This is a genomic window from Streptomyces sp. NBC_01296 (assembly GCF_035984415.1).
In the GTDB taxonomy this organism is placed as follows: Bacteria; Actinomycetota; Actinomycetes; order Streptomycetales; family Streptomycetaceae; genus Streptomyces.
Genome location: NZ_CP130720.1, coordinates 6435159 through 6447208 on the forward strand (window position 1 = coordinate 6435159; position 12050 = coordinate 6447208).

The window sequence follows — 12050 nt, forward strand, 5'->3', positions numbered from 1 at the left end:
GCTCGGCTCGACTCGTGGGGACACCGATGAAGAAGCAGCTTGGTATCGCAGGGATCGCGGCGCTGGTCGTCGCCGGGACGGTCACGGTCGTGCCCGCGCAGGCGGTGACGTACGGGACGCCGACCATCAGCCTGTCCGCGTCGTACCTGTCCGGCGCCGTCGGCGCGGTCGGGGACCCCGTGGTGAACGTGACCGTGGGGCAGAGCGGCGCCGACGTGTCCGCGCTGACGGTCAGCGCCTCCGCGTCGAGCAAGACCTCGGTCGCCGGCACGGGCGACGTGACCGTCACGGGGGCCGGGGCGGTGCGGCAGCTGGCCGTCACCGCGCGCGGCCGCGGCTACACCAACCTCACCGTCAAGGTGGCGGGGCTGGGCGGCAAGAGCGCCACCAAGACCCTGTCCTACGCCGCCTCGGCCGCCGTGCAGAACCCGGCCGACGCCCGGTACTTCAGCGGCGCCTCCGACTCCTCGGCCGCCGTGGACGTCGGCGGCGGCTACACCGTGGTCGCCGACGACGAGAACAACGTGCTGCGCCTGTACGACCGTTCCCGCTCGGCCGCCCCGGTCCGGACCTGGGACTTCAGCTCGCAGCTCGGCGTCACCAAGGAGGTGGACATCGAGGGGGCGACCCTGATCGGCAACACCATCTACTGGACGGGCTCGCTCGGCAACAACAAGGACGGCGAGTACAAGGCGCCCCGGAACACGGTGTTCACCACCACGGTGACCGGCTCCGGGTCGGGTACGCAGCTGGCGTACGGGCGCTCGTACAAGAAGCTCCGCGACGACCTGGTGGCCTGGGACACGGCGAACGGCAACCGTTACGGCTTCGCGGCCGGCACGGCGGCGGGCGAGGCGCCCAAGCAGATCGACGGCTTCAACGTGGAGGGGCTGGAGTTCGCGCCGGGCTCGACCACGACCGCGTACCTGGGCTTCCGCGCCCCGCTGGCCCCGGCGGTGCCGGGCGGCAAGGCGCTGATCGTGCCGGTGACCAACTTCGACAAGGTGCTCTCCAGCGGGGCCAAGGCCACCTTCGGGGCGGGCATCGAGCTCGACCTCGGCGGGCTGTCGATCCGCGACATCCGCAAGAACGCGGCGGACCAGTACCTGATCCTGGCCGGCTCCTGGGCCGCGGACGACAACTCGGACCCGTACGCGCTCTACCAGTGGGACGGCGTCGCGGGCCACGCCCCGGTCAAGCGGGCCGACCTGCCGACGACCGACCCGGGCGGCTGGGAGGCCGTCGTGGACGTGCCGGACCTGTCGGTGGCGGGGGCGCGCGTGCAGCTGATCACGGACAGCGGGTCCGCGGACCTGTACGGGGACGGGGTCGAGGCCAAGGACCTGACGCACCCGGAGTGGAAGAAGGCCCGGGCGGCCTGGTTCACGCTGAACTGACGCAAGGATAGGTGCATAGGGCATGTGTACTCTCGTGCACATGCCCTGTGTACTGCTTGATGGTGTTCATGGGGGAGGCGGCCACCGCCGCGAAAATCGCCGGGATCGCACTGATCATCGGCGGCGTGGTGCTGCTGAACCTGGGCGGGGCGCACTGATGGCCCCCGCGGGCGCCGGCGGGCGCAGGTACGACCCGGACCGGCGGCAGCGGATCATCGACGCGGCGATCCGGGTGGTGGGCGCGAAGGCCATCGCAGGGCTGAGCCACCGCACCGTGGCGGCGGAGGCGGATGTTCCGCTGGGCTCGACCACGTACCACTTCAAGACGCTGGACGACCTGCTGGTCGCGGCGCTGCGACAGGCGAACGCGGGCTTCGTACCGGTGCCGGACGTCGACGACCCGGATCTGGCGGGGGCACTGGCGCGGCTGCTGGGGGAGTTCCTGACGGCGGACCGGGCGCGGGCGGAGCCGGAGTACGAGCTGTACCTGGAGGCACTGCGCCGCCCGGCGCTGCGCCCGGTGGCGGCGCAGTGGACGGAGTCCGTCTCGGCGGCCCTGACCCACCGCGTGGACCCGCGGACGGCCCGGGCCCTGGCGGCGGTGATGGACGGCATCAGCCTCCAGGTCCTGCTGACGGCGACGGAGTACGACGAGCCGTACACCCGCGAAATCCTGGCCCGCATCCTGAAATCCGGCCCGGCGGGCAACTCCGGCCCCGCCGGGCCGGAGGCGTCGCCGGCGAGCCGGCGGAGAGCCGGCAGCTAGCCGGCGGCCCGGACCGCGGCCAGCGCCGCCGTGACACTGCCCTCGATGTCCCGGATCGGATAGATCACCTCCCGCACCACCCGCTCCCGATCCACCACCAGCGTCAACCGCTTCAGCCGGCTCACCCCCGCGGCCCGAAACGTCGGCAACCGCAACGCCGCCGTCAGCGAAAGCTCCGCGTCCGAGAGCAGCGGGAACCGCAGCCCCTCCGCCTGCGCGAACTCCCGCTGTTCATCGGGCCGCTGGGTGGACACCCCGTGCACCGTCGCCCCCGCCGCCGTGAACTCCGCCAGCTGGTCCCGGTACGTGCACGACTCGAAGGTGCAGCCCTTCGCCCCCGGGATCCCCGCCCACCCCGGCGGGTAGGACTCGGCCCGGGCGTACGCGCCGGGGAAGCAGTAGAGGACCGTGAACGGCGTGTCCGCCACCGGATCCCGGACCTCCCCGAACCGGTCCGGCAGCGCCAGCTCCGGCAGCCGCGTTCCGCGCAGTGCGTGCACCCGTTCCGCCTCCCGCGAGGACTCCTCCGTCGTCGCCGTCATCTCTCCCTCTCCCAGGACCCAGGTGTCTCCCCAGTCCTGGAGGGCCACCAGGACCGGCAGCAGCCCCCGCCCGCGCGGGGTCAGCCGGTACTCGTGCCGCACCGGACGTTCCTGGTACGGCTCGCGCGTCAGCACCCCGGCTTCGACCAGCAGCTTCAGCCGCTCGGCCAGCACCTTGCGGGACATCCCCAGCTCGCGCTGGAACGCGTCGAAGCGGTGCACGCCGCGCGCGGCGTCGCGCACGATCAGCAGCGTCCACCAGTCGCCCACCACGTCGAGGGCCTGGGCGATGGCGCAGTCCGCGTCGTCGAGGTGTGTGCGCTGGGCCATGGGCACTCCTTTGTCCGTTGACCCAAGGCTGTCATGCTGACATAGTCCGTTCCCAAAAGGAACTAACCAGCGGGCGGGGGCGTGGTGCAAGGTTTCAAGGACGTGCCGAGAGCGGTGTGGCTGCTGGCGGCAGGGGTGTTCGTCAACGCCGTCGTCAGCTTCACCTTCGTCTTCGTCTTCCTGTACCTGACCGGCCCGCGCGGCCTCGGCGCCGCCCAGGCGGGCCTGGCCACCGGCATCGGCGGCGTCGGCCTCGTCGCCGGGAACTTCACCGGCGGCTGGTACGGGGACCGCTTCGGCCACCGCCGGGTGCTGCTCGCGGCCTCCACCGCCGGCGGCCTCGCCCTGATGTCCTTCCCGCTCCTGCCCACCGCCGGGCTCTGCGCCGCCCTGCCGCTGGCCCAGTACGCCTCCGGCGTGGTCCGGGCCGCGAACTCCGCGCTGGTCGCCGTCACCGTCCCCGAGGGGGCCCGCCGGCAGGCCTTCGCCGTCGTCCGCTGCGTCTCCAACGGCGGCTTCACCCTCGGCCCGCCCCTCGGAGCCCTGATCGCGACCGGGCTCTCGTACGACTGGGTCTTCGTCTGCGACGGCCTCGGGACCCTGTTCTTCGCCCTCTGGACCGCGCGCGTCGTCCCCGCCCGCGGTGCCTCCCGCAATGCCGCCGCGGCCCCGGACGGGGGTCGGGGCCGCGGCCTGTGGGCGGAGCTGCGCGCCCGGCCCGCCGTACTCGCCCTCCTCGGCGCGATCCTGGTGACCGATCTCGTCTACCGCCAGCAGTACGGCACCTTCCCCGTCTTCCTGGCCGACCACGGACACGGCACCCGGGCCTTCGGCCTCGTGATCGCCCTCAACGGTGCGGTCATCCTGCTGCTCGAGCTCCCGGCCGCCGTCGCGCTGCGCTCCCGGCCGCCGCTCCCGGTCATCGGGACCGGCCTGGTACTGGTCGGGGCCGGGTACGCTGCGCTGCTGCTTGGGGTGGGGGTTGCGAGCGCCGTGGTGATGATGGTGCTGCTGAGCCTCGGCGAGATCCTGTACAAGACCACCGCCACCGCGTACGTGGCCGACCAGGCGCCCGAGCACGCCATCGGGCGGTTCCAGAGCCTGTACGCGGGTGTCTCGGTCAGCGGTGTCGTCCTCGGGCCGCCCCTGGGCGGAGCGCTGTACGCGGCCGCGCCCGGGCTGCTGTGGCCGCTGTGCGCGGCGCTTGCGGCGGGCGCGGGCGGGGCGGTGCTGTGGGTGTCGGCGCGGCAGCGGCGACACGCGGGCGGACCGGCACATGAGACCGGTTCGCGACCGCAGGCCGTCGCCGGTTAGGTTTCGGACATGACTGCTACGCGTACCACCGGCGCCGTCGCCGCCGGACTTGCCACCATCGCCTCCGACGGCACCGTCCTCGACACCTGGTTCCCCGCCCCCGAGCTGGTCGCCGAGCCCGGCCCGGCCGGCACCGAGCGCCTCACCGCCGACCAGGCCGTGGAGCTGCTGGGCACCGCCGCGGCCAAGGCGATCCGCCTGGACGCGGTCCGCGACGTCGAGGTCGTAGCCGTCCGCACCGTGATCTCCTCCCTCGAGGACAAGCCGCTGGACGCGCACGACGCGTACCTGCGCCTGCACCTGCTCAGCCACCGCCTGGTCAAGCCGCACGGCCAGAGCCTGGACGGCGTCTTCGGACTGCTGGCCAACGTCGCCTGGACCTCGCTGGGCCCGGTCGCCGTGGACCAGGTGGAGACCGTGCGGCTGAACGCGCGCGCCGAGGGCCTGTACGTCCAGGTCACCTCGATCGACAAGTTCCCGCGGATGACGGACTACGTCGCCCCCAAGGGCGTGCGCATCGCCGACGCGGACCGGGTCCGCCTCGGCGCGCACCTCGCCGAGGGCACCACCGTCATGCACGAGGGGTTCGTCAACTTCAACGCCGGCACCCTCGGCACCTCCATGGTCGAGGGCCGCATCTCGGCGGGCGTCGTGGTCGGCGACGGCTCCGACATCGGCGGCGGCGCGTCCACGATGGGCACCCTCTCGGGCGGCGGCAAGCAGATCATCTCGATCGGCGAGCGCTGCCTGATCGGCGCCGAGGCGGGCGTCGGCATCGCGCTGGGCGACGAGTGCATCGTCGAGGCCGGCCTGTACGTGACCGCGGGCACCCGCGTCACCCTCCCGGACGGCCAGATCGTCAAGGCCCTGGAGCTCTCGGGCGCCAGCAACATCCTCTTCCGCCGCAACTCGGTCACCGGCACGGTCGAGGCCCGCCCGAACAACGCGGTCTGGGGCGGCCTGAACGAGGTCCTCCACTCCCACAACTGACGCCCACGGGCCCCGGCTGCCCGGTACAGCCACGACGCCCTCATCACCCCGGCAAGGGGGGGGTGAGGGCGTCGTGTTTCTCCCGGTCCCGGGAACGTCCCCCCGCCCCGAGCGCGGGAGGACGGGTCGGTCAGGAGTGGGGGAGGGTGCGGATGAGGCCGGCGAAGGCCTCTTCCTCCGCCTCGGTCAGTTCGACCGACTCCATCGGGTGCGCGGCAGCAGTGCGCTGCGCCGGGATCACCGCGATGCCCTCGAACGCGCCGGGCTCCGGGTGGTGGAAGCGGGCGTCCCACAGCGTGTGGCCGAGGCCGAGCACCCAGACGAGGGCGGCCACGAGCAGGACGGCAAGGCCGATTTCCTGGGCGAGGGAGATGGAGGGGAACACGCGGTCCTCCGGGGATACGGGCGGACATGGCCGAGTGCGGGGACACTGTCGAGCGTGGGGACACTCAACACCACAACCCGGCTCGAATGGGGAGGGATGTGGCGAGCGTCACGCCAGGGGCGAAAGTCCCCACATGTCCCCCGAACCGGCCCGGAGGCCTCCCCGCTCACTCCGCCAGGCGCAGCTTGAAGCCCTCGTGGCTGCGCGCGAAACCCAGCCGCTCGTAGAAGCGGTGGGCGTCCGCCCGCTGCTTGTTGCTGGTCAGCTGGACCAGGCCGCAGCCGCGCTCGCGCGCCCGCGCCACCGCCAGCCGCATCAGCTCCGCGCCCAGCCCGCCGCCCCGGCGGTCCTCGCGGATCCGTACCGCCTCGACCAGCGCCCGCTCCCGCCCGCCCTGGCCGAGGCCCGGGACGTACGTCAGCTGGAGGCAGCCGAGCACCGTCCCCGTCCCGCCCTCGCAGAGGACCAGCATCTCGTTGCGGGCATCCGCCTCGATCGCGGCGAAAGCCTGCTCGTGCGCCTCGGTGACCTCGGCCCGCTCCTCCTCGCCGGCGTCCGCCAACAGGGCCAGTACGGCGGGCAGGTCCTCACGGGTGGCAGTACGGAAGATCATGACCGGAAGTGTGGCAGGGGGCCCGGACGGGACGGCGTCCGGGCCCCTGCGGCTCAGGTCCGCACCGCGGTTACGGGCGGAAGCGGAGCACCTGCGGGTCGTGGTCGCTGTTCTGCGCCGAGAACTCCGCGTTGATGTGCACGCTGTCGTACGTGAACGACTTGATCGCCGGGCTGGTCAGGATCTGGTCCAGCACCTGGGCGTTGCCCTGGTACACGTACGAGTAGCGCTCCGCCTTCGGCAGCGACTTGATCGCCGAGTACAGCGCCCCGCCGTCCTCCAGCGCCTGCGCGGTGCCCGAGAACTCGAAGTCGTTGATGTCGCCGACGGCGAGGACGTTCGCGTTCTTGTCCGTCGCCAGGAGCTCCTTGACGAAGCCGTTCACGGCCTGCGCCTGCAGCAGCCGCTTGGCCTCCGAGGAGCGGACCGGCGGCTGGTGGGACGAGGCCAGGCCCTCGTCGCCGCCCTTGGAGCCGAAGTGGTTGGCGATCACGAAGACCGTCTTGCCCTTGAAGACGAACTCGCCCGCGAGCGGCTTGCGGCTGTCGGCCCACGCCGGGTTCGCCGGGTCGATCCGGCCGGGGGAGTGGGTCAGTGCGGCCTTGCCCTGCTCCTTGACGACACCGGTCGCGGTCACCGCGTCGCCCGCCGCGCGGTCGGTGAAGGAGACGCGGGCCGGGTTGAACAGGAACACCTGGCGGATGTTGCCGCCGGGCTCGCCGCCGTCCTTCTTGTCCTCCGGGTTGATGGTGCGCCACTGGTACGCCGGGCCGCCGGCCGCGACGATCGCCGCCGTGAACTTCGTCAGCGTCTGCTCCGCCGACACGGTGCCGTCGTTCTTGGCGCCGTTGTCGTCCTGGATCTCCTCCAGGGCCAGGATGTCGGGCGAGGCGAGGTTCGCGACGACGGCCTTCGCCAGGTTGTCGAACTTCTCCTGCGGGTCGCTCGGGTCGAGGTTCTCCACGTTGTACGTGGCCACCGCGAGCTCGTTCGCGGCCTGCGCCTTGGTCTTCTCGGGGGCGAGGGTGCCCGCCTTGACCGTGCCGAGGGCGCGGGCCACCAGGGTGTAGCCGCCGAACTGGTTGAAGTCCAGCGGGCCTTCGGTGGTGCCGGTCAGCCTGTCGCCGACGTTGGCCACCGGGAAGGGCTGCTGCGCCAGCGGCGCGAGCTGCTGGATCTGGAGCCGGCCGGTGTTCTGGGACTCGTACGAGCCGTAGATCGTGCCGCCGCGCTTGGCGGTGTTCTCCCAGCCCTTCACCGTGACCCACAGCTCCGCGTACGGGTCGGTGGCGCCGACCACGCGGGAGGTGCCGATCTTCACGTTCATGCCCTCGAGGGACTCGTAGAAGTCCAGCGCGTAGCGCGAGGGGTCCAGGGTCAGGCCGTTGATGCTGCCGGCGGCGGCCGGGTCGCCCGCCGGGGCGTACTCGGCGGGCACGTTGTACTCGTTGATCGCGACGGCCTCGGGCAGCGCGTTGCCGGAGGAGACGACGGTCACGGCCGGCTTGGAGATCTGGGTGACCGACTGGTTGCCGGAGGAGACGCCGCCGGGGATGTACTCGCCGACCAGGCCGGAGACCTTGACCGCGTCGCCGACGGCGACGGTCGGGACGGAGCTGGTGAAGACGAAGACGCCCTCACTCGTCGCGTCGTTGTCGTCGGCGTCCGGGTCCTGCATCCAGAAACCGCGCGAGCCGTACGTGCGCACGCCGGTCACGATGCCCGCGACATCGGCGACCTGCTTGCCGTTGAGCGGCGATATCCGGGTGGTGCCCTGGATGTCGTGGATGCGTATCGGATCGGCGGACGCGGCGCCTTCGGCGGCGTCGGCGGTGCCCGCCAGCAGGCCGGTGGCCAGGGCGGTGGCGACGAGTGCCGAGACGGCGGCGGAACGGGGATGCGAGGAGCGCATGGTCAGGAACTCCGGTGTGTGGAAGAGAGAAGCGAAGGGGTGATGCGTGGTTTTGGCGGGATACGTGCGGCGGGTTCGCGGCAGGGCCGCAGGAGATCCGCAGGTATCCCGGTGGTTCCCCATAGATCTACGCGCGTCAATTTCCTGTGTGACCAGGGAAGTTGTCAAGGCCTCCAGGGGATACGGAAGCTGACTGTGGGATGAACCAAAGGAGATGACCCGCCGGGCGCGCCCGATATGCGTCTACGCTTGTGCGCCGGACGGCCGCCCGCGGCGGCCGGACCACCGCCCCGGGGGCGGCCCGACCGCCGCCCCACGGCGACCGTGCACACCGCCCCACTGCGTCCGCGAGGAGACCGCCCCATGTCCGCAGAGCCGCACGCCACGCTGCCGCCCGTACGGCTGCCCTCCGATGCGGAACTGGCCCGCGACGCCCTCGCCGCCCCGCTGTTCGCCCGCGCCGTACGGCTGGCCCGCTGGGCCGGACCGGACACCCGCGTCCACATCGGCGGCGAACTCATCGCCGCACAGCTGCCCGGGGCCATCGCCGCGCTCGGCCTCGACGCCGCCGACGAGGAAGCCCCGGTGCTCGCGAGCCAGGCCTGGCGCGTGGCCGTGGACACCGGCCTGGTCGACGTGAGTGAACCCGACGACGACAACGGCGACGAGGAGCCCGGCACCGCCGTCCCCGGCGAGGACCTGGCCCTGGTGACCGGCGGCGCGCCCGGCGAGGTGCTCGACCTGTGGCTGGCCGCCCTGGACACCGTGCTCGCGGACGCGGCCGTGCCCGATCTGGACGGCCTCGTCGATGCGTTGGACGCGGGCGGCGAGATCGACTTCGACCAGCTGGACTGGAACCCGCGCCGCGAGGCGGACTTCCTCGACGGGGTCCTCGCCAACCTCTACCTGCTCACCGCCGCCGAGCACGGCGCCTCGCACGGCCCGGTTCCGCTGCCCGTGCTCGCCGCTTCGATGGTCATCCCGGAGGACATGAGCGAGCCCACCGACGCCGTGCTGGAGCAGGTCTCGGAGGCGATGATGCGCCTCGACGACCAGTTCCGGCAGCTGGAGCCGATCGGGCTCGTGGAGTTCCGGCCCGTCGACGAGGCGCTGATGACGGAGGCGGACGACGAGGAGCTCGCCGCCGGCCCGGTGCCGGGCGGCGCTGCCGACGACGAGGACGTCTCCCGGTACGGGATGGTGCGGCTGACCCCGCTCGGCCTGTACGGGATCCGCGCCCGCATGCTGGAGGCGGGGGTCGTCGCCCCCGCCGTCGGAGAGCTGGCCGACAAGGGCGCGGACGCCCTGCTCGACGCCGTCTCCGGCTACCCCGAGGGCGCGGCCCAGGCCGAGATGGAGCAGTGGCTCACCGGCCGCGAACTGCCGGCCGCGGTCGCCGAACTGCTGGCCGCCGCCCGGGGCGCCGACGAGGGCGGCCCGCTGCGCCGGCTGCGCTGCCAGCAGGCCCTCGCCCCGGCCGGTCCGGAGGCCGAGCCGGCGGTCCGCGCGGTGCTGGACGACCCGGAGCTCGGCGGGCTCGCCCGGGTCTGGCTGTCCGAGCGCGGGGCGGCCGACGTACCGGCGCCGGACGGGGCGATGGTGTTCTGGCTGACCGTCGACACGATCGCGGCGCAGCTCGCGGCGGACGGGGAGACCGCGGAACTGCCGCTGCTGATGGAGACGCTGACCGCGCACCACACCGGGTTCTTCGACCAGGTCTGGCGGGTGGAGCACCCGGCGACGGCGTACGTGCTGGAGGCGATGGGCCGGATGCACCCGGACAAGAAGGCCGCCAAGGAGGCCCGCAAGGCCGCCTTCAAGGCCCGCTCGCGGCCGTCCTGACGCGCCGGAGCGCGCTGATGCGGTGCCGGAGCGGTGCCGGAGCGGTGCCGGAGCGCGCTGATGCGGTGCCGGAACGCGCCGTTCCTGAGCCGGAGTTGGCCATTCCGGCCGCCGGGAAGGGGCCGGTTTCCCTTCGTGGGTAGTTCAGCCGCCGTTCACGTGCGGGCGGGAGCGTGTGCGCCGACGACCGCACGACAGGCGCACCACCTCCCCACCCCTGGAGACCCGATGCCGCTCAGCCGTAGAGACTTCACCGCCCGCACCGTCATCGCCGGCGCGGGAGTCGCGCTCACCGGAACGGTCGGCGCCCTCGCCACCGCCCCGGGTGCGCTGGCGGCCGACGACGGGACCCGGCGCGACGAGCAGGGCCGGCCCTGCGAGCCCGGCTACGGCCCGCTCCTCCCGGACCCGGCGGGACTGCTCGCCCTCCCCGCCGGATTCGGCTACCGCGTGATCACCCACAGCGGGGTCACCACCCTCGAATCGGGCGAGTCCACGCCGTCCAACCACGACGGCACGGCCGCCTTCGAGGGCCACCGCGGGGTCACCCTCCTCGTCAACAACCACGAGCTCAAGGGCAAGCGGGCGGACTGGACGCACCCCGTCCCACTCACCGAGGGCCTCGTCTACGACCCGGCCGCGGCCGGCGGCTGCACGGTCGTCGAGGTCCGGCGCGGCGGCGAGGTCGCCGAATGGGTGGGCGTCGCCGGTACGTCGACCAACTGCGCGGGCGGCGCCACCCCCTGGGAGACCTGGCTGACCTGCGAGGAGACCGAGGACCTCGCGGGCAAGAACGGCATGACCAAGGACCACGGGTACGTGTTCGAGGTCGACCCGCACGACCGGCGCGCCAACCGCGACCCGAAGCCGGTCAAGGCCTTCGGCCGGTACGCCCACGAGGCCGTGGTCATCGACCCGCGCCAGGGCCACGCCTACCTGACCGAGGACGCCTCCGGCCCCAACGGGCTGCTCTACCGCTGGACCCCGCCGAGCGGCTTCCGCCACGGGCGCGGCAAGCTCCGTACCCTCGCCGCCGACGCCGGCGTGCTGGCCGCCGCCAAGTGCTTCGACAGCGCCGGCCGGTTCGTCGACGACCTCTCGCGCGCGACGAAGATCGGCACGGTCTACGGGGTCGACTGGGTGAGCGTCCCGGACCGCGACGCGCGCACGGTGTCGGTGCGCAAGCAGTTCGCGGACGGCGCGGTGACCCGCGCGCGCAAGCTGGAGGGCATGTGGTGGGCCGACGGCGGCGCCTACTTCGTCTCCTCGTACGCCCGTGAGGAGAGCCCGGGCGCGGCGCACGACGGCCAGGTGTGGTTCTACGACCCGAAGCGGCGCACGGTCCGGCTGATGGTGGTGCTCGGGGTGAACGCCGACCCGGCCAAGGACGGCTCCTTCGACGGCCCCGACAACATCACGGTCTCCCCGTACGGCGGCCTGGTCATCGCCGAGGACGGCAGCGGCCTGCAGCACCTGTTCGGCGCAACGGAGTCGGGACGCACCTACCCGCTGGCGCGCAACGAGCTGAACAACGGGACGGCGCAGGAGCCGGAGTACTCCGAGTTCACGGGGGTCTGCTTCTCCCCGGACGGGCGCACGCTGTACGCCAACATCCAGGACCCCGGCATCATGCTCGCCATCACCGGACCGTGGCGGCGCGCGCACTGACGCCTCGGCGGCCGACGGACCGGAGGCCGGCATTCCGGCAGCCGGTACTCACGATCGACGGCTGTGCCGCCGCCCGTTCACCGGGCGGCGGCAGGCCTTCGATCGTTCACTGAGCGGCGCCGATCTCGGCGTGGCTGGCTGCGGCCCATTCCTCGAGCAGGAACTCGTACGCCTCGGAGGGCCACTCCTCGTCCACCCGGGTCTCGACGAGGTGCCGTATCGCCTCGTTCGCCTCAGCGGCGGACGGACGGGCGGGACCCGCAGGCCGGAGTGTGCTGTACATGCTTTCAA

At 72.8% G+C, this 12050-nt stretch carries 11 protein-coding genes and 1 pseudogene; 7 read left to right on the top strand and 5 right to left on the bottom strand.

The window, feature by feature from the left end; translation table 11 throughout:
• The first annotated feature begins 26 nt into the window (after window positions 1-26).
• From OG299_RS29305 to OG299_RS29315, 3 genes and pseudogenes are all read left to right on the top strand, one after another.
• Window positions 27-1397: a DUF3616 domain-containing protein gene (locus tag OG299_RS29305; RefSeq protein ID WP_327363090.1), complete on the top strand. Its 1371-nt coding sequence runs from the start codon at window positions 27-29 to the stop codon at window positions 1395-1397.
• Between the two features lie 59 nt (window positions 1398-1456).
• Window positions 1457-1555 (top strand): annotated as a pseudogene (locus OG299_RS29310) (QacE family quaternary ammonium compound efflux SMR transporter); the annotation flags it as partial.
• Entirely contained in the window at window positions 1555-2163 is a 609-nt protein-coding gene (locus OG299_RS29315) for a TetR/AcrR family transcriptional regulator (protein ID WP_327363091.1), read from the top strand. The pseudogene OG299_RS29310 and the gene OG299_RS29315, both read left to right, overlap by 1 nt.
• Here OG299_RS29315 and OG299_RS29320 read toward each other — a convergent pair.
• Window positions 2160-3035, bottom strand: coding sequence for a winged helix-turn-helix transcriptional regulator (locus OG299_RS29320; RefSeq protein ID WP_266630416.1), 876 nt, complete (start codon window positions 3033-3035; stop codon window positions 2160-2162). The two genes, OG299_RS29315 and OG299_RS29320, sit on opposite strands and share 4 nt — an antisense overlap.
• Before the next feature lie 102 nt (window positions 3036-3137).
• Here OG299_RS29320 and OG299_RS29325 point away from each other — a divergent pair, with 102 nt between their 5' ends.
• Together OG299_RS29325 and dapD are read left to right on the top strand one after the other, a co-directional pair.
• Window positions 3138-4349, top strand: coding sequence for an MFS transporter (locus tag OG299_RS29325; RefSeq protein ID WP_327363092.1), 1212 nt, complete (start codon window positions 3138-3140; stop codon window positions 4347-4349).
• A 9-nt stretch (window positions 4350-4358) separates the two neighbouring features.
• A complete protein-coding gene (gene dapD / locus OG299_RS29330) occupies window positions 4359-5339 on the top strand; it encodes a 2,3,4,5-tetrahydropyridine-2,6-dicarboxylate N-succinyltransferase (RefSeq protein WP_266630419.1) in 981 nt (326 codons plus the stop codon).
• A gap of 130 nt (window positions 5340-5469) precedes the next feature.
• On the opposite strand, the gene OG299_RS29335 is transcribed toward dapD, so the two are convergent.
• The 3 genes from OG299_RS29335 to OG299_RS29345 all read right to left on the bottom strand — a co-directional run bounded on the left by OG299_RS29335 (window position 5470) and on the right by OG299_RS29345 (window position 8249).
• On the bottom strand, window positions 5470-5724 hold the full coding sequence (locus OG299_RS29335; RefSeq protein WP_327363093.1) for a hypothetical protein: 255 nt from the start codon (window positions 5722-5724) through the stop codon (window positions 5470-5472).
• Window positions 5725-5890: 166 nt separating this feature from the next.
• Entirely contained in the window at window positions 5891-6337 is a 447-nt protein-coding gene (locus OG299_RS29340; protein WP_327363094.1) for a GNAT family N-acetyltransferase, read from the bottom strand.
• Between the two features lie 70 nt (window positions 6338-6407).
• Window positions 6408-8249, bottom strand: coding sequence for a DUF8508 domain-containing protein (locus tag OG299_RS29345; RefSeq protein ID WP_327363095.1), 1842 nt, complete (start codon window positions 8247-8249; stop codon window positions 6408-6410).
• 363 nt (window positions 8250-8612) lie between these two features.
• Between OG299_RS29345 and OG299_RS29350 the strand changes: the two genes are divergently transcribed.
• Together OG299_RS29350 and OG299_RS29355 are read left to right on the top strand one after the other, a co-directional pair.
• Window positions 8613-10091, top strand: a complete 1479-nt coding sequence (locus tag OG299_RS29350) for a hypothetical protein (protein WP_327363096.1) — start codon at window positions 8613-8615, stop codon at window positions 10089-10091.
• A gap of 228 nt (window positions 10092-10319) precedes the next feature.
• A complete protein-coding gene (locus OG299_RS29355) occupies window positions 10320-11759 on the top strand; it encodes an alkaline phosphatase PhoX (protein WP_266630425.1) in 1440 nt (479 codons plus the stop codon).
• Between the two features lie 106 nt (window positions 11760-11865).
• Here OG299_RS29355 and OG299_RS29360 read toward each other — a convergent pair whose 3' ends face one another.
• Complete coding sequence (locus tag OG299_RS29360; RefSeq protein ID WP_266630427.1) at window positions 11866-12042, bottom strand: hypothetical protein; 177 nt, start codon at window positions 12040-12042, stop codon at window positions 11866-11868.
• Window positions 12043-12050: the final 8 nt, after the last annotated feature.

What these genes read in the sequence shown, in the direction of transcription:
- OG299_RS29305 (WP_327363090.1), top strand. Translation starts at nt 27, where the DNA reads ATGAAGAAGCAGCTTGGTATCGCAGGGATCGCGGCGCTGGTCGTCGCC.
- OG299_RS29315 (WP_327363091.1), top strand. Translation starts at nt 1,555, where the DNA reads ATGGCCCCCGCGGGCGCCGGCGGGCGCAGGTACGACCCGGACCGGCGG.
- OG299_RS29320 (WP_266630416.1), bottom strand. Translation starts at nt 3,035, where the DNA reads ATGGCCCAGCGCACACACCTCGACGACGCGGACTGCGCCATCGCCCAG.
- dapD (WP_266630419.1), top strand. Translation starts at nt 4,359, where the DNA reads ATGACTGCTACGCGTACCACCGGCGCCGTCGCCGCCGGACTTGCCACC.
- OG299_RS29340 (WP_327363094.1), bottom strand. Translation starts at nt 6,337, where the DNA reads ATGATCTTCCGTACTGCCACCCGTGAGGACCTGCCCGCCGTACTGGCC.
- OG299_RS29345 (WP_327363095.1), bottom strand. Translation starts at nt 8,249, where the DNA reads ATGCGCTCCTCGCATCCCCGTTCCGCCGCCGTCTCGGCACTCGTCGCC.
- OG299_RS29350 (WP_327363096.1), top strand. Translation starts at nt 8,613, where the DNA reads ATGTCCGCAGAGCCGCACGCCACGCTGCCGCCCGTACGGCTGCCCTCC.
- OG299_RS29355 (WP_266630425.1), top strand. Translation starts at nt 10,320, where the DNA reads ATGCCGCTCAGCCGTAGAGACTTCACCGCCCGCACCGTCATCGCCGGC.
- OG299_RS29360 (WP_266630427.1), bottom strand. Translation starts at nt 12,042, where the DNA reads ATGTACAGCACACTCCGGCCTGCGGGTCCCGCCCGTCCGTCCGCCGCT.